The sequence below is a fragment of the Actinoplanes sp. NPDC023801 genome, from assembly GCF_040639655.1.
GTDB lineage: Bacteria > Actinomycetota > Actinomycetes > Mycobacteriales > Micromonosporaceae > Actinoplanes.
On record NZ_JBFAAI010000039.1, the window covers coordinates 1 to 15,767 of the forward strand.

General features: G+C 70.2%; 16 protein-coding genes. 5 read left to right on the top strand and 11 right to left on the bottom strand.

Translation table 11 applies throughout. The features are described from left to right. The first annotated feature begins 202 nt into the window (after nt 1–202). On the top strand, nt 203–814 hold the full coding sequence (locus tag AB0G04_RS39910) for a biotin transporter BioY (RefSeq protein WP_360994486.1): 612 nt from the start codon (nt 203–205) through the stop codon (nt 812–814). A gap of 139 nt (nt 815–953) precedes the next feature. Here AB0G04_RS39910 and AB0G04_RS39915 read toward each other — a convergent pair whose 3' ends face one another. Both AB0G04_RS39915 and AB0G04_RS39920 read right to left on the bottom strand, forming a co-directional pair. Beyond that, nucleotides 954–1,673, bottom strand: a complete 720-nt coding sequence (locus AB0G04_RS39915) for a DUF2071 domain-containing protein (protein WP_360994489.1) — start codon at nt 1,671–1,673, stop codon at nt 954–956. A gap of 9 nt (nt 1,674–1,682) precedes the next feature. Then, nucleotides 1,683–2,054 (bottom strand): hypothetical protein, encoded by a 372-nt coding sequence (locus tag AB0G04_RS39920; protein WP_360994491.1) that lies wholly within the window; start codon nt 2,052–2,054, stop codon nt 1,683–1,685. A gap of 281 nt (nt 2,055–2,335) precedes the next feature. Between AB0G04_RS39920 and AB0G04_RS39925 the strand changes: the two genes are divergently transcribed. Beyond that, nucleotides 2,336–2,680: a metalloregulator ArsR/SmtB family transcription factor gene (locus tag AB0G04_RS39925; RefSeq protein ID WP_360994494.1), complete on the top strand. Its 345-nt coding sequence runs from the start codon at nt 2,336–2,338 to the stop codon at nt 2,678–2,680. A gap of 56 nt (nt 2,681–2,736) precedes the next feature. On the opposite strand, the gene AB0G04_RS39930 is transcribed toward AB0G04_RS39925, so the two are convergent. The 9 genes from AB0G04_RS39930 to AB0G04_RS39970 form a co-directional block, all read right to left on the bottom strand. Continuing rightward, on the bottom strand, nt 2,737–3,585 hold the full coding sequence (locus AB0G04_RS39930; protein WP_360994497.1) for a phosphotransferase: 849 nt from the start codon (nt 3,583–3,585) through the stop codon (nt 2,737–2,739). A 195-nt stretch (nt 3,586–3,780) separates the two neighbouring features. Beyond that, entirely contained in the window at nt 3,781–4,572 is a 792-nt protein-coding gene (locus AB0G04_RS39935; protein ID WP_360994500.1) for a sugar phosphate isomerase/epimerase family protein, read from the bottom strand. After that, nucleotides 4,569–5,711 carry a dihydrodipicolinate synthase family protein gene (locus AB0G04_RS39940; RefSeq protein ID WP_360994503.1) on the bottom strand — a complete coding sequence of 381 codons (1,143 nt, stop codon included), beginning with the start codon at nt 5,709–5,711 and terminating at the stop codon, nt 4,569–4,571. The genes AB0G04_RS39935 and AB0G04_RS39940 overlap by 4 nt, the downstream gene beginning before the upstream one ends. Before the next feature lies 1 nt (nt 5,712). Beyond that, the gene (locus tag AB0G04_RS39945; RefSeq protein ID WP_360994506.1) at nt 5,713–6,864 is read right to left on the bottom strand and encodes a Gfo/Idh/MocA family oxidoreductase; all 1,152 of its coding nucleotides are present in this window, start codon (nt 6,862–6,864) and stop codon (nt 5,713–5,715) included. A gap of 183 nt (nt 6,865–7,047) precedes the next feature. Then, on the bottom strand, nt 7,048–8,151 hold the full coding sequence (locus AB0G04_RS39950) for a beta-eliminating lyase-related protein (RefSeq protein WP_360994507.1): 1,104 nt from the start codon (nt 8,149–8,151) through the stop codon (nt 7,048–7,050). A gap of 102 nt (nt 8,152–8,253) precedes the next feature. Next, nucleotides 8,254–8,919, bottom strand: coding sequence for a biliverdin-producing heme oxygenase (locus AB0G04_RS39955; protein WP_360994509.1), 666 nt, complete (start codon nt 8,917–8,919; stop codon nt 8,254–8,256). Nucleotides 8,920–9,007: 88 nt separating this feature from the next. Then, complete coding sequence (locus AB0G04_RS39960; RefSeq protein ID WP_360994512.1) at nt 9,008–10,894, bottom strand: DEAD/DEAH box helicase family protein; 1,887 nt, start codon at nt 10,892–10,894, stop codon at nt 9,008–9,010. Next, nucleotides 10,895–12,742, bottom strand: a complete 1,848-nt coding sequence (locus tag AB0G04_RS39965) for a site-specific DNA-methyltransferase (protein WP_360994515.1) — start codon at nt 12,740–12,742, stop codon at nt 10,895–10,897. Between the two features lie 111 nt (nt 12,743–12,853). Continuing rightward, a complete protein-coding gene (locus AB0G04_RS39970) occupies nt 12,854–13,408 on the bottom strand; it encodes a hypothetical protein (RefSeq protein WP_360994518.1) in 555 nt (184 codons plus the stop codon). Nucleotides 13,409–13,570: 162 nt separating this feature from the next. On the opposite strand from AB0G04_RS39970, the gene AB0G04_RS39975 reads away from it, so the two are divergent. From AB0G04_RS39975 to AB0G04_RS39985, 3 genes are read left to right on the top strand one after another with little or no spacing between them, the layout of a single operon-like run. Beyond that, nucleotides 13,571–14,647, top strand: a complete 1,077-nt coding sequence (locus tag AB0G04_RS39975) for a sensor histidine kinase (protein ID WP_360994521.1) — start codon at nt 13,571–13,573, stop codon at nt 14,645–14,647. After that, on the top strand, nt 14,644–15,321 hold the full coding sequence (locus tag AB0G04_RS39980) for a response regulator transcription factor (RefSeq protein ID WP_360994525.1): 678 nt from the start codon (nt 14,644–14,646) through the stop codon (nt 15,319–15,321). The genes AB0G04_RS39975 and AB0G04_RS39980 overlap by 4 nt, the downstream gene beginning before the upstream one ends. 46 nt (nt 15,322–15,367) lie before the next feature. Then, a complete protein-coding gene (locus AB0G04_RS39985) occupies nt 15,368–15,751 on the top strand; it encodes a hypothetical protein (protein ID WP_360994528.1) in 384 nt (127 codons plus the stop codon). Nucleotides 15,752–15,767 lie beyond the last annotated feature (16 nt).

Here is a 15,767-nt window from a genome sequence, read left to right on the forward strand (position 1 = left end):
GTGGGCTCTTTTTGTATGTTGGTTTTTTTGTGTTTAAACAACCCCGTGCCCGCCCCCCCTCCGCGTTTGGTGGGGCCCCCCCCCCGGGGCCCCCCCCGACCCGAAAACGATCACTAGCGCATCACGGTTCACCTCAGACTGATGCCATGACGGCAGGAGGCACCTATGGTTCCTCCTACGTGTACGGACAGGAGGCCCCCCTGTGACTTACAGCGCGTTCGGCATCTCTTCCGGGAGACCGACCGGTGTACTGGCTGACGTCTGGGGTCGTTCCGTCGTACGCGATGTGCTCCTGCCCCTGGGCGCCGCCGCCGCCGTCGGTCTCGCCGCGCAGATCGCCATCCCGGTACCCGGATCGCCCGTCCCGATCACCGGACAGACCTTCGCGGTCCTGCTGGCCGGGGCGGCTCTGGGCGCCACACGCGGCGCCACCGGCATGCTGATCTACATGGTGGCCGGCATTCTCGGAGTTCCGTGGTTCGCGGGCGGCACCTCCGGATGGCCCTCGGCGACCGCCGGATATCTCGTCGGGTTCGTGCTCGCGGCCGCTCTGATCGGCCAGCTCGCGGCCCTGGGCGCGGACCGCCGCCCGACCTACACGATCGGCCTGATGGCCGCCGGCAACGCGCTGATCTATCTGGTCGGGGTGCCGTGGCTGGCGTTCGCGACGGGGATGGACCTCACCGCCGCGGCGAGCCAGGGCCTGGTGCCGTACCTGATCGGCGATGTGGTGAAGACGCTTCTCGCGGCGGCCCTGCTGCCTGTCACGTGGTTGCTGATCAACCGCCGCCAGGATTCCAACGACCGATACTGATCAGTACGGGCAGTGGGAGCCGGTGATCTCCCGCAGCTGAGCCGTCCGCCGCGTTCGCCCCACAGCAAGCATCTCGGCGCCGTAACCCACAGGCTGTGCACACAGCCTGTGGATAACTCGAACACCTGTGCGAATGCGGTCAGCGGACCAGCCGGGGCAGCCCGATCCGGGTCCGCACACCCGGTGACGAGTGGACCAGTGGCCCGCCCGGCGGGGCCGGCAGACCGGCCGCCGCCGTCAGATCCTGCTCCAGGTCCAGCACCTCGGCCCGGTACAGCACCCAGGACGGATGCCACACGTCGACCGAGATCAACCGGCCGGCCACGACGGTGTAGAGCCGGTACTGCGTGGTCAGGTAGTGATCGATCGGGCCGAGCTCCTCGATCGGGAACGGCTCACCGGCACGGACCCGCAGCCGGTACCCGGTACCGCGCGGCTCGGCGAGGCGGCTGCCCCGGTACTCGGTCACGGCGCCGTCGGTGCGCAGCGACATCCGGGACCAGCGGTACGGCAGGTGAAGCGTGGCCCGCGCGAGCGCCACCGCGGGCAGCCGGGCGGCGTCGAGCGAGAAGAAGTAGATCCCGGCGTGACCGTCCGGGCCGCGTACGTACGTCCGCAGGTTCGTCTCCGGGAACGTGGAGAGGTACGGCAGCCCCGGCAGCCAGGGTGGGCGCACCTCGTCCATCAGGAACGGGAGCATTCCCACCCAGACCTCGTCGTCGTCGGTGTCGGGGACAAGACCGTCCGGGAGCAGGGGGCGGACTGCATCGACGGGGTACCGCCAGTGCAGGAACGTCATCCGCCGCCACTGCTGGATCATCATGGCGGTACGGATCTCCGCCATCGGGGGCGCGAGCACACCCTCACTCTAGATGTCGAGCGTCCCCTCGATCCGCTTCAACCGGTGACGGGCCAGGGCCAGGTTCGCCCGGTCCTTGTTCAGCGCCAGATAGAGGAACAGCCCCTGCCCGGAACGTCCGGTCAACGGCCGGATCAGGTGGTACTGGGTGTCCAGCGTGATCAGGATGTCCTCGATCTTCTCGTGCAGGCTGAGCATCTCCATCGTGCGCAGCTTGGCGCGTACCACCTCGGTGTTCGCGGCCGACGCCACCTGGAGATCGAATTCGCGGCCCCCGCCGGCGACCCCCAGCGCCATCCCGCTGGAACGGTCGACAAGCGCGACACCGATGGCGCCGTCGATCTGCATCGCGTCCTTGAGCGCTACGTCCATTTCCGGCATATCGATCCTCCACTCGCTCCGGGTCTGCGGCAGAGCGTGTACGACACCGGACGGAAGCGGTCGCACACCGCGTGCGCCTCGGTGACCGCACAGCGTGGGTTCATGGTTTGTGCGACGACCGACTTGAAGATTTCTGCAACTCCGAAACTGCTGATCGCTTCAGGTAGCGGTCCGTCGTGCGCGCGCATGCATGGAGCAACTTCTGCGGTACGCCGTAACCATGCCCGCGCCTCAGCGGTTGGATGCCGGTAGAGCTGGAATCTCGGCGGAGAGGGCGCGACGTGTCAGTGCCGCTGTACCAGGCGAAGGCCGAGATGTTCCGGACGCTCGGGCATCCGGTCCGGATCCGGGTGCTGGAGCTGCTCCAGAACGGCCCCCGGCCGGTCCGCGACCTGCTCGCCGAGATCGACGTGGAGGCGTCGAACATGTCGCAGCAACTCGCGGTCCTGCGCAGGGCCGGCATCGTCACCTCGTTCCGGGACGGGGCGCTCGTCATGTATGCCCTCAGCACCCCGGACGTCGCCGACCTGCTGGCCGCCGGCCGGCGCATCCTGGGTGCCGTCCTCACCGACCGGGACGGCCTGCTGGTGGAACTGCGCTCACAGAGCCCTAGCTCTCGCAGTTGACCGCGATGTCCGGCACCTTGTACGTGCGGTGAGCAGCACGACCAGCCCCAAGCGGGTCACCGGTCCGGCGGGCGCTGTCCTCGCCGGCCGGGCCGCAGCGACATCAGGCCCAGCAGCGGAAAGAGGCGTTTGGGTCCGTACGGCATCCCCGGAATCGTCGGTTCGATCTTCGGCACCGCAACGGCCGGTGGCGTGCTCACGACGCCCTCCGGGCCCAGCACCCGCCGCAGCCGATCGACGAAGACCGCCATCGCATCGATCGCCGGCACCGGCGTCAGGACCTCGTCGAACAACTCGGTCAGGCCCGGCCAGTCGCCGATGATCCGGTCGTCGGCCTCGCCCCGGCCCGGCCACGGATTGCCGGTGAGGGCCAGGAACAACAGGGCTGCCAGATCGGTGACGTCACCGCCCGGCGTCCGCACCCGGTTCGGCCGCGGCACGGCGAAATCGGTGAGCATCGGTACGCCCGACGCGGCGACGAGGATGTGCCCGGCCCGGATCCGGCCGTGGACCATCGGCGGGCGCAGCGAATGTGCCCAGACCAGCGCGTCCGCCAGCGTGATCGTCAGCCGCAGAGCGTCGGCCGGGGACGGCGGATCGTCGCGGAGCACCTCGGCCAGGATGCGGCCCTCGATCAGGTCGAACGCCAGCCACGGCCGGCCGGTCGCGGTGATCCCGCCCGCCCGGACCGGCACGATCGCCGGATTGCGTCCCAGACCGACCGAGGCGGCGATGTGCGTGGCGAAGGCCGCCTCCTCAGAACGTCCGCCGACGAACCGGTGGAAGAGCTTGAGAACCGCCCAGCGGCCGGCGCGCTCGTCCCAGGCCCGGTAGACGTCGGCTGCCGCGCCTGTGCCGATCCGTTCCAGGCGGGTGTAGCCGGCCGGGGTGTCTATCCCCGCCACGTATCGCCTCCCTCGCGGTCGGTCACGCCGCCGACGTCCCCGAGGCCGTCGCGGATCCGCTCGGCGAGCACCTGATCGAACACCATGCCACCAACCTAGGCTCTCCGGCCGGTCCCGTCCTGCCGTGATCGGCCGGGGACCGGTTCGCGGGCGTCGTTGACCGCGAACCGGTGGTCTCACCGGCGCCGGCGAGCGTCAGATGCTCCGGTAGCCGGCGATCGTGTCGGCCAGGATCTCCCGGCCGGGGCGCTGCCAGAGTTCCTCGTTCATCACCTCGACCTCGATCGGGCCGGTGTACCCGGCCTTCTCGACCGCCGTGTGGAAGGCGCGCATGTCGACACAGCCGTCACCCGGCAGGCCCCGGCCGGTGAGGACGCCGGCCGGCAGCGGGGTGATCCAGTCGGCGAGCTGGTAGATCGCGATCCGGTCGCCGGCGGCCTCGATCTTCGGCAGCACGGTGTCGTCCCACCACAGGTGATAGGTGTCGACGGTGACACCGACCTGACCGGCCGGGTGCTGCTCGGCGATGGCCATCGCCTGGTCCCATGTGTTGATGACGCAGCGATCGGCGGCGTACATCGGGTGCAGCGGCTCGATCGCCAGGGTCACCCCGGCGGCCGCGGCGTGCGGGACCAGCTGGGCGATCGCGTCGGCGACGTGGGCCCGCGCGCCGGCGATGTCCTTCGAGCCCTCCGGCAGGCCACCGGAGACCAGTACCAGGACCGGGGCCCCCAGGGCGGCGGTCTCGTCGATGGCCCGGCGGTTCTCGTCGAACCAGCCGTCGAGCTGGAAGAAGCCGCTGCGGCAGAGCGTCGTGACGGTCAGGCCGGCGTCACGGACCAGGGCTGCGGAACGCTCCAGGCCGTATTCGGCGACCGGCTCGCGCCACAGCGCGACCTTGTCGACGTCGGCCTCGACCAGACCCTTGACCAGGTCGGTCAGTTCCCAGTGCTTGGCCGTGATCTGGTTGAAGGAGAACCTGCTCATCCGGCCACCACCTCGAAGAACCGGTTCGCCCGGTGGGCCGCCAGATCGGGATCGAGGAACAGGTCGGCGTCGTCGGCGAGCTCGATCAGCCTGGCGAAGTGCGGCACCGAGCGTCCCGACTGCAGGCCGCCGACCATGGTGAAGTGGTCCTGGTGACCGTTGAGCCAGGCAAGGAAGACGATGCCGGTCTTGTAGTAGAACGTCGGCTTCTGGAAGATGTGCCGGGACAACGGGACCGTCGGATCGAGGCACCGGTTGTACGTCTCACGGTCGCCCCGGTCCAAGGCCTCCAGCGCCCCGGCGGCGGCCGGCGCGATGGCCGCGAAGATCCCGAGCAGCGCGTCCGAGTACCCCTGCTCGTCACCCATGATCAGCTGCGGGTAGTTGAAGTCGTCGCCGGTGTACATCCGGACCCCGTCCGGCAGGCGGCGGCGCAGCCGGATCTCGTGGTCGGCGTCGAGCAGCGAGATCTTGATGCCGTCGACCTTGGCCGGGTTGCTGTTGATCAGCTCGAGCACGGTCTCGGTGGCCTTGTCCACGTCGGACGAACCCCAGTAGCCCTCGAGCGCCGGGTCGAACGCGGTGCCGAGCCAGTGCAGCACCACCGGCTTGTCCGAGGCGTCCAGCAGCTCACGGTAGATGCTGAGGTAGTCGTCGGCGTCCCGGGCCGTGGCAGCGAGGTGCCGGCTGCACATCAGCACCGGGTCGGCGCCGGCGGTCAGGACGTCGGCGAGCTGCTCGGCGTAGGCGGCGCGGACCTGGTCGAGGGTCACCGCACCCGGCGCGAGCTGGTCGGTGGCGACGCCCGCCACGATCCGGCCGCCGTGCGCGGCGGCCTCCGCCGAGCTCCGCCTGATCAACTCCCGGGTGGCCGTGTAGTCCAGGCCCATGCCGCGCTGGGCGGTGTCCATGGCCTCGGCGACCCCGAAGCCGTACGACCACAGGTGCCGCCGGAAGGCCAGGGTGGACTCCCAGTCAAGGGCGGCCGGTGCGCCCGGAGCATTCTCCGCGAACGGGTCGGCCACCACGTGGGCCGCGGCATAGGCGATCCGCCTGCTCGGCGGGGCGGCCGGCGGACCCCACCCGGCCTCGGTGGAGAGGGTCAGTGCCCGCCCGCCGGGCAGGTTGACGATGCTCATGTCAGGCTTCCCCGATCGCGATCCGGCGGCCCTCGCGCGCCGACTGCAGGCCGGCCTCGGCCAGGCGCACACCCCGGGCGCCGGACTCGAAGTCCCAGTGGAACGTCTCGCCCGCGACGACGTGCCGCAGGAACGCCTCCCACTGGACCTTGAAGCCGTTGTCGAACTCCTCGTTGTCCGGCACCTCGGTCCACTCGTCGCGGAACGACTTACCGGTGAGCGGCAGGTCCGGGTTCCACACCGGCTTCGGGGTGCTCGCCCGATGCTGGATCTTGCAGCCGCGCAGGCCGGCGACGGCGCTGCCGTGGGTGCCGTCGACCTGGAACTCGACAAGCTCGTCCCGGTTGACCCGAACCGTCCAGGAGGAGTTGAGCTGGGCGATGATGCCGCCCTCCAGCTCGAAGATCGCGTAGGCGGCGTCGTCGGCGTCGGCCGCGTACTCCTCGCCGCGCTCGTCGACCCGCTTGGTGATGTGGGTGGCCGTGGTCGCCTGGACCGTGCGGACGTTGCCGAACAGCTCCTCGAGCACGTAGTTCCAGTGCGGGAACATGTCCATCACGATGCCACCGCCGTCGGCGAGGCGGTAGTTCCAGCTCGGACGCTGAGCGACCTGCCAGTCCCCCTCGAAGACCCAGTAGCCGAATTCACCGCGTACCGAAAGGATCTGCCCGAAGAAGCCGCCGTCGATCAGGCGCTTGAGCTTGCGCAGACCGGGCAGGAACAGCTTGTCCTGGACCACGCCGTTCTTGATGCCCGCGGCGGTGGCCAGCTCGGCCAGCTCCAGCGAGGCCGCGGAGCTCTCGGCAAGCGGCTTCTCGGTGTAGACGTGCTTGCCGGCGGTGATCGCCTGGCGGATCGCCTTCTCCCGCTGCGAGGTCACCTGGGCGTCGAAGTAGATCTCCGCGTCCGGCCGGGCGAGCGCCGCGTCCAGATCCGTGGTCCACTCGGTGAGGCCGTGCTGGGCCGCGATGGCGGCGAGTTTGTCGGGGTCGCGGCCGACGAGGATCGGCTCGGGCCAGATGTGCCCGCCGCCGGCGAGCGGAACGCCGCCCTGCTCACGGATGGCGAGAAGGGAGCGAACCAGATGCTGCCGGTAGCCCATCCGGCCGGTGACACCGTTGACGACGATTCCGATCGATCTACGCGCTGCCATTCGGCATCCCTCCGGAGGTTAATAGGAAAGCGCTTTCCTGCTGCTGGCAGCGTAGGCGTACAAACCGCTTCCGACAAGTCCTAGTTGATCACCGCAGGCAGTCGGCCCTGCCAGAGCCGCTTTCCGGACCTCCCATGCACGGGGTGACTTACGGCTCACCGGTGGGCGCAGGTGTGGTGCGATCTACGGAACAGATGGCGGAAGCTCGGCCAGCAATCGGGCGCCTACCTCGGCGACATCGTCCGCGGTCCAGTCCAGAGCGGGCCCCGCCACGGTCATCTCGGTCATCGCCCAGCCCGGCACGTCCGCGTCCCGCCAGTTGCCGGCGAACCAGATCCGGTCCCGCTCGGCCATGGTCAGCACGGCCTCGTTGAGGGCGTCCGCCGGACCGGGCAGCCACAGACGGAACTGATGGGTGTGCGGTGGCTGCGGGAAGACCTTCGCCCCCGGCAGGGCGGCCAGAGAATCGGCGATCGTACGGGCATGCGCGACATATTCCGGCAGCCGGGGCAACTCACGGTCGAGGCCCGCCATCGCGATGAGCACCGCCGGCCACTGCTGGAAGAGCGTCCCGCCGTACCGGTGGCGCCAGGCACGGGCGTACCGGCCGAGGTCCTCGGTCCCGGCGAGCACCGCCCCGCTGATCCCGTCGATCGACTTGTAGAAGGAGACGTAGACGCTGTCCGCCAGCGACGCCACCTCCCGCAGCGAATGTCCCAGATGTGGTGTCGACTCCCAGATCCGGGCGCCGTCGAAGTGCACCCGGGCGCCGATCGCACGGGCGGCCTTGACCGCGTCCACCAGTTCGTCCCAGTCCGGCAGCACGAATCCGGCGTCCCGCAGCGGCAGCTCGAAGACGACGGTGCTGAGCGGCTCGGCCAGCGCGACGATCTCCGCGGCGGTCGGGTTGCACGGCCGATCCGTGGAGGCGATCCCGCGCAGGCCGGTGAGCGCGGCGTACGCATGCCGTTCGTGCACCTCCTGATGGCCGAGCGGATGCAGGGCCGCCGCCGGGATGCCGGTTCGGTCGGCGCCGTACCGCACCGCCACCTGCTGCGCCATCGTGCCGGTCGGGAAGAACACCGCGGCGTGTGTGCCGAGCAGGCCGGCCACCCGCTCCTCGAGGGCCTCGACCGGGCCGTCGCCGTAGAAGTCCGGCCATCCGTCCAGATCACCACCGGCCTCCAGATCGGCGAGCCGGTCCCGCATGGTCTTCGGACGGATACCGGAGAGGATCCGGTCGCAGTCGCGCATCGCGGTGAGTCGGCGCAGCTTCTCGTCGGACATCTGCGGATGATCGCATGATCGCCGGTTCCTGTCCGACCTGACCGTCCGAGCAGCCACCGGCCGAGGGCGGGGCCCTTCGTCCCGAGTCGGGCCGGTGACGGATCAGGCGGCGCGGGCCAGGTCTTCCGGCTTGTCCGGGTACAGGTTGCCCAGCTCCGCGAAAACGGCCGCGTTGTGGCGGAAGGCCGCCTGGGCCTCGCCGATCAGGGTGACGGCATCGTCCTCGGTCAGAGGCAGTGCGTCGAGGCGCTCACGGTAGGCGATCTTGTAGGCGCGCGGGTCGGGGATCCGTTCGAAGCGGTAGAACGACGTGCCGGCCTCGCCCAGCCCGTAATGCTTGGACAGGGTGCGCCCGATCATCTGGCCGCCGCTGAGGTCGCCCAGGTATCGGACGTAGTGGTGGGCGATGAAGTGGGTGGGTGAGGTGGCCGCGAGGTTGCGCAGCCGGTCGGTGTAGGCGCGGGTCGAGTCCAGGACGGTGATCGTCGACTCCCGGTCCGCTCCGTGGAGGTGTGCCAGGTCGGCCTCCAGAGCGGGGGCCCGGGTGAGCGCCGGGTCGGCGAACCCGGAGACGGGACCGGCTTCGGTGCGCATCCGGTCGGCGGCGGCTTCCAGTTCCCGGTAGACGGCGAGGTACTGGGCGGTGAGGGCGACGAGCCCGGCCATCGGAACCTCGCCGGCCATCAGGCGGGAGATGAAGCCTCGAGTCTCGGCCTCCCGGTGCTCGGCCATAGTGGCGCGGCGGAGACGGGTGGAGAAGTCGCTCATTTCGGCTCGTCCTTCCTGATCACCGAGTTGCGGCGCGTGCGGATCGTCACCGGCCGGCGACACGACGTCGATGTCTTACTGATCATCCTCACTGCCCGGGGGTCAGGTCCAGAGGTACCGGATTCTTTCTGTCCCTCGCGCGGGGTCGCGCGGCACGAGGCCGCGGTGTCCGGGAGGCCGTCGCCGCGGCGATCTCGCGGTTGATCATCGTCGTGGCTTCGCGGACGAACAGCGCCGGATCGTTGCGGTACAGGGCGAAGGTCACCGGCCGCAGGCCGGCCAGGATGGCGCATACCGTCCGGCGGGTGAGCCCGGTCCGGGCTGTCATCTCGCCGAGCAGGTCGATCCGGTCGTCCGGCCGGTCGTCGTAGGTGCGCTCGCCGCTTGCGGTCTGCACCGTGTACCTGGTGGCAGGCACGGTCAGATGAGCGTCCAGCGCCGTCACGCACCGCTGCACCAGTGCGGCGGAGTCGAATTCCACCAGGGCGAGCGCCGGGTCGTCCCGGGGCTCGGGCCGGCGGCGGACCGGCCGCCGCCCTTCGGCTATCTCCCCGGTCTCGCCCTCGGCCTGCAGCGCGGCCACGAACGCCGAGTACGACTCGTCCGCCACCACGGTCAGCTCGTTGACGCCGTCGACCCGTTCGCCGCGCTGGTCCACCGCGAGTCGCAGGCCACGGCCCACCTCCTGCCGCCGGGAGACGGTGTTGTCGCTGCTCTTGAGCATGCCGATGACGAAGACGTTCGGGTTGTCCCAGCCTTCGCGCAGCGCCGAGTGGGAGAACACGAACCGGACCGGCTCCTCCATCGAGAGCAGACGTTCCCGGTCGCGGAGGATGAGGTGGTACGCGTCCACATCGGAGGCGTCGGCATCCACCATCCGGCCCGTTCGCCGGTCGATCGCGAAATAGCCCTGATGGGTGCGTTCGACCGGAATCGTGTCGAGGTACCGCCGGTACGGCCCGCCGGGTTCGCCGGCCGTCTGGGCGCGGTACTCCTCGACGAACATCCGGGCGTAGTCGCCCAGCTGGTCGGGGCGCGAGTAGTCCCGGTACCGGACGACCTGGTCGATGAAGAGCAGCGACAGCACCTTGATGCCGCGCTCGTGCAGTTCCCGCTCCCGGTCCAGGTGGGCGCGGATCACCTCGCGGATCTGCACGCGCCGTTTGGCGGGTCCGGGTTCACCGTCGACACCCACGACGGCGATGCGTTTGACCAGTCCGCGCCGGTGGGCGTCGACGGCGTCGAGGCGGTGCACCAGGTCGTGCCGGGCACGGTGGGTCGCCGAGTAGCGCAGCACCATGAGCGGGCCGAACCGGCTCAGTGACTCCAGTGAGCGGGCCGATCCGATCCGCTGCGGTTCGTCGATCACGACGATCGGCCGGGACGCGCTGATCACGTCGATCGGCCGGCGCGACGCGAATCCGTCCAGTTCCTCGTAGATGCGGCGGTTCTCACGGGTGGCCGAGTTGAACGCCTGCAGGTTGATGATCATGACCTGGATACCGGCGCCGGTGCGGAACCTCTCCAGCTCGTGCAGGCGGGAGGAGTCGTAGGTGAACGGGCGCGGGCATGTCCCGTACGCCTGCCGGAAGTGTTCGGCGGTGACCTGGAACGCCTTGCGCACGCCTTCGCGGATCGCCACACCCGGCACCACCACGATGAACCGGGACCAGCCGTGCCGCCGGTGCAGCTCCATGATCGTCTTGATGTAGACGTACGTCTTCCCGGTGCCCGCCTCCATCTCGATGTCCAGGTTCGGCGCGTCCGGCGCCGCGTCGCTGCCGGCCAGGGTCGCCGACAGCGGCAGTCCGGCCCGTTCCTGCACGGCCCGCACGTTCGCCAGCAACCGTGCCGGGTCCAGCTCGAGCGGGGCGTTGCGGGTGCCCGGCCGCCGGTACGGCTGCCCGGCGAAGCAGTCGGCGACCGCGTGCACCGCCACGGTCTGGAACTCCTGCACGCGGAACTGGAGCCGCACCTATCCGACGGCCTTCACGTCGGTCGACGGCGACAGCTCGGCGAAGATCCGATCGGCGTTGATCCTGGTCGCGTCGTCGGCGAACCCCGATTCCCGGAAGACCGCACGCCGTGGCCGTCGCGCGGCGATCGTCCGTACCACCGCCGGGGTGATCGTCCGGTCGAAGCAGGCGACCAGCTCGTCCGCGCCGGCCACGAACATCCCGTCAGCGGCCGAGATCGGCAGGCCCGGGTCGAGGCCGGCGTCCAGCAGTGCCTGGAACAGCAGGTCCGCACCCGTCCGGTCCGGTTTGACCCGATCGGCGTACGACGTCAGCGCGTCCTGGTCGAGCTCGCCGGGCGGCACCCGGGCGTCGACGAGGTTCGGCGAGTCCAGCCGCAGCACCCGGAAGCCCAGGTCACCGGAGGCGCCCGACGCGTCGAGTTCGGCGGCCACGTTCCGGATCCGGGTGAGGCCGATCTCGAAGATCGACCTGAGGCCGTGCTCGGCGACCGGCAGCGGCTCCGGGATCTGCACGCCGACGAACCGCCGGTTACCGCCGTCCGCGGCGTTCTGCACCAGCACGGCGTGTGCGGTGGTCGCGCTGCCGGCGAAGAAGTCGAGCACGATGTCACCGTCACCGGGGCGGCCGGCCAGCTGCAGGATCCGCCGCAGCAGTTCGACCGGTTTGACGGAGTTCAGAACGTTTGCGGTGTGCTCGAACGGGACGTAGCGCAGCAGGCTCCGCTTGGCGTCCTGGGTGTGTCCGACCTCCCGGTACGACCAGAGCGTCTGCGGGGTGCGCCCGGCCGACACCTCGGAGAGGAACCGTTTGACCGCCGGAGTGTTGTCACCGCCGGCACCCCACCAGATCCGGCCGTCCGCGTTCAGCTCGTCGAAACGCTGCCGGGAGATCCGCCAGTAGCTGCCGCGCGGCGGCCCCTCGATGACCCGTCCGGACGGCGTGGTGATCGGGTACACGCCGGCGTCGTACCGGTTGCGGGCCGACATGTTCTCCGGTTTCCACGGCCCGCGCGGATCGCCGTCCGGGTTGCGGTACCGCGCCTCCATCTCCTCGGTACGGGCCAGCGGCTGCGGCCGCCAGCGGTCCTTGTTCCGGGCGAAGACCAGGATGTAGTCGTGGTCCTCGGAGAACCAGCGGGCGGTGTTCTTCGGCGCGTAGACCTTCTGCCAGATGATCTGTGCGACGAAGTTCCGTTCCCCGAAGATCTCCGCGCAGATCTTCCGCAGGTTGTCGATCTCATGGTCGTCGATCGAGACGAAGATGACCCCGTCGTCGGTGAGCAGGTCACGGGCGAGCAGCAGCCGCGGGTACATCATGCTCAGCCAGTCGGAGTGGAACCGGCCGCCGGTCTCCGGGTTCGCCACCAGCGGCAGCCGGTCGCCGTCCACCTGCCCGGATCGCGTCAGGTAACCGGCCCGCGTCTGGGAGAAGTCGTCGTCGTACAGGAAGTCGTTGCCGGTGTTGTACGGCGGATCGATGTAAATGACCTTGATCCGGCCGAGGAACGACTCCTGCAGCAGCTTCAGCACGTCGAGGTTGTCCCCCTCGATCAGCAGGTTCCCGGTGCGGTCGAAATCCCGCGACTGCTCCCGCACCGGCCGTAGCGTTCCGGTGGCCGGCTCCCGCGCCGCTTGCTGCGCCCGGCGCTTGCCCGGCCACTCCAGCCGGTAACGTTCCCGGCCGTCCTCGCCGCCTCCACCGAGACGTTGCCTGAGCAGCTCGAAGTCGACGACCCGGGTCAGCCTGCCGGACGCGTCGGCCACCTCGGTCACGGCCGTCGGAAACAACTCGGCGAGCCGGTCGACGTCGCGCGTCGCCGGATCGGGGCGCGTCAGCTTCTCCACGGGCCGTCCTAGGTGGTCTCTACGCGTCCTAGGTATTGGAAACCCGTACCCTACCGGCACTCGACGACAAAAGCCCCTTTCCACGCCGCCCCGTCGTGGAACGGTCACGCGTCAGCCGGGCGTCGCCCGCAATGTCATGGCACCGCGGATCAGCGCGCCGATCGCGTACCCGAGCAGCAGCACCCCGACCCCGGCACCGACCACCGTGCCCGGCGGCACCGACGACACCGCGCCGGCGATCAGACCGGCGAACGCCGCCAGACAGACCAGGATCGCGAGGACCCGCAGCGCCGGATCGCGCAGCACCGGGGCGAGCGGCCAGAAGTGCGCGCCGACGACCGCACCGATGAGCACCGGGATGTACGCGGACCGGCCGGTCACCGCGAGCAGCACTGCACCGAAGCCGGCCGCCGCCAGCTCGGCCGCGAAGATCACCAGGTATTTCCGGTCGCCGGCCGCGTCCCGGGTCATCGGGCCCTCGGTACGCGCCCGGACCACAAGCGCGCCACCGGCACCCGCTGTCATCAACGCCGCGACACTCGCCGCCACCAGCACCGCGCCCAGCGGCGGCCCGGCCGCCGGCACACTGAGCCAGATCGTCGCGAAGATTCCGAGGTAGAGCGCTGTCAACCCGGCCCGCCGCCGGGCATCCGCCAATCCCGCCACCAGTGCCACTCCTTCCACAGCCCCAGTAGTGACCGCTTCGAGAGCGGCCCAGAGATTATTACGCATGGTTACGGGCGGCGAGTGCCCGCGGATCGGGTCGTCTCGTACCCGACACTCCGGGATGGATTGACCGCACGGAGAGTAGTGACGGACAGTGGTCGGGTGAAGAAGGCCATGGCCGCGCTGACCGTGGCCGCGTTGACCACATTGGTCATCGACGTGCTCGGTGACGGCCGGTCACCGTACTCGCTGCCCCCGGCGGCGGCGTTCGTGCTGCTGGCCACCTTCGGGTACGGCCGGGTCGAGCGAGGCGGGCAGCGGCGATACGCGTACGCGTACATCGCGGTGCTGTCGTTGCTCGGCCTCGGGGTCTTCGCGTTCTCCGCCGCCTCCGTCGGTGCCACGCTCATGCTCGTCGTGCTGGCCATCCGGGCCACCCAGCTGCTGCCGCTGCCGGCCGTCGCCGTGGTGGTGCTGCCGTTGCCGCTGCTGCACGCGGGCATGGAACTCGACGAGGGCCTGCGGGAAGGCGTGGCGTTGTTCGCGGCGGCCGGGTTCGGGGTCGTCCTGACCAAGGTGCTGATGCGCGAACAGCAGGCCAGAGCCGAGCTGGCCCGGGCGCACGAGCGGCTTCGCGAGTACGCGGCGCAGGCCGAGCGGCTGGCCGCCGTGCAGGAACGCAACCGGGTCGCCCGGGACATCCACGACGGCCTCGGGCACGCGCTGACCGTGGTGCAGATGCAGATCAAGGCGGCCCGCGCGGTGCTCGCCCCCGATCCGGAGCGCGCCGACACCATGCTGATCAAGGCACAGGATCAGGCCGAGGAGGCGCTGCGCGAGGTACGGCGGTCGGTGAGCGCGCTGCGGGAGAGCCGGCCGCCGCTTCCGGAAGCCGTGCGAGCGCTCGCCGGTGACGCGGGCGTGCCCACCGAGGTCGACGTCAGCGGGACCGTCCGCAGCCTGGTCGCCGACGCCGAGGAGGCGCTGTTCCGGGCTGCTCAGGAGGGCCTGACCAACGTACGCAGACACGCGGGTGCCAGCCGTGCTCTGGTGGTTCTCGACTACACCCGGCCGGCGGCGGTCCGCCTCGAGGTCCGCGACGACGGGACGTTCTCCACGGGCGACTCCGGGTTCGGGCTGCTCGGCCTGCGCGAACGCGCCGCCGGCCTGGGCGGGACACTGAGTCTCACGCCCGCGCCCGGCGGCGGATCCACCCTGCTCATGGAGGTTCCGGGATGACCGTCCGGGTGTTGCTCGCCGACGACCAGGCGCTGTTCCGCGAAGCGCTCGCGGTGCTTCTCGGGGTGCACGACGACATCGAAGTGGCCGGCGAGGCCGCCGACGGTGCGGAGGCGCTGCGAAAGGTCGCGGCACTCCGGCCGGACGTGGTGCTGATGGACCTCCGGATGCCGGTGCTGGACGGGATCGCGGCCACCCGGCGGATCCGCGCCGACCACCCCGGGACCCGGGTGATCGCCCTGACCACGTTCGACGACGATGAGGACGTGTTCGCCGCCCTGCGCGCCGGGGCCGTCGGCTACCTGCTCAAGGACGTGTCGTCGGAGCGGCTGCTGGAGGCGGTGCGCGCTGCCGTACGCGACGAGTCGATCCTGCATCCGTCGGTGGCGGCCAAGGTCGTCGCCAGGTTCGCCGCGCTGCCCGACCCGGCCGCTCCCGCGCCGCCGCAGCCGCTGGTGGATCCCCTGTCCGAACGGGAACTCCAGGTGCTCGACCTGCTGGCCCGCGGCCGCAGCAACCGGGAGATCGCGGCGGCGCTGTTCCTCGCCGAGGGCACCGTGAAGAACCACGTCACGAACGTGATCGCCAAACTGGGGGTCCGGGACCGTACCCAGGCGGCGCTCCGGGCGCGGGCGCTGGGCCTGCTCATGCCCGGTCGTGACCCTCGACCATGACCTTCGGCACCCGGCTTCCCGCCGTCCGGCCGGGACCATCGTCGGCATGCTTCGATTCCTCGGTCACTACCTGGAAATGGTCATCGCGATGTTCGCCGGCATGTTCGCGCTCGGCCCGATCTGGTCGTTCGCGCTGCCCGGCCTGCACGATCATCCGGACGCGCACGCCATGGTGATGGCCACGAACATGGCGATCGGCATGGCGCTGTGGATGCGGATCCGCAAACACGACTGGCCGCACATCCTCGAGATGTGCGCCGCCATGTACGTCCCGTTCGTGGTGCTGCTGCTCCCGTACTGGCTGGACCTGATCTCCGGCGGCACAATGATGACCGCCGGCCACATCCTGATGTTCCCGGCCATGCTGATCCCGATGCTCCGCCACCGCCGAACCCCCAGCTGTACGGCACCGCTGTCTCGAGCCCGCTGAGACAGCGGTGGTGTGC

Excerpts from the sequence above, each read along its gene's own strand:
- AB0G04_RS39920 (WP_360994491.1), bottom strand. The coding sequence starts at position 2,054 with ATGCCGGAAATGGACGTAGCGCTCAAGGACGCGATGCAGATCGACGGC.
- AB0G04_RS39980 (WP_360994525.1), top strand. The coding sequence starts at position 14,644 with ATGACCGTCCGGGTGTTGCTCGCCGACGACCAGGCGCTGTTCCGCGAA.
- AB0G04_RS39985 (WP_360994528.1), top strand. The coding sequence starts at position 15,368 with ATGCTTCGATTCCTCGGTCACTACCTGGAAATGGTCATCGCGATGTTC.
- AB0G04_RS39935 (WP_360994500.1), bottom strand. The coding sequence starts at position 4,572 with ATGAGCAGGTTCTCCTTCAACCAGATCACGGCCAAGCACTGGGAACTG.
- AB0G04_RS39950 (WP_360994507.1), bottom strand. The coding sequence starts at position 8,151 with ATGTCCGACGAGAAGCTGCGCCGACTCACCGCGATGCGCGACTGCGAC.
- AB0G04_RS39940 (WP_360994503.1), bottom strand. The coding sequence starts at position 5,711 with ATGAGCATCGTCAACCTGCCCGGCGGGCGGGCACTGACCCTCTCCACC.
- AB0G04_RS39945 (WP_360994506.1), bottom strand. The coding sequence starts at position 6,864 with ATGGCAGCGCGTAGATCGATCGGAATCGTCGTCAACGGTGTCACCGGC.
- AB0G04_RS39955 (WP_360994509.1), bottom strand. The coding sequence starts at position 8,919 with ATGAGCGACTTCTCCACCCGTCTCCGCCGCGCCACTATGGCCGAGCAC.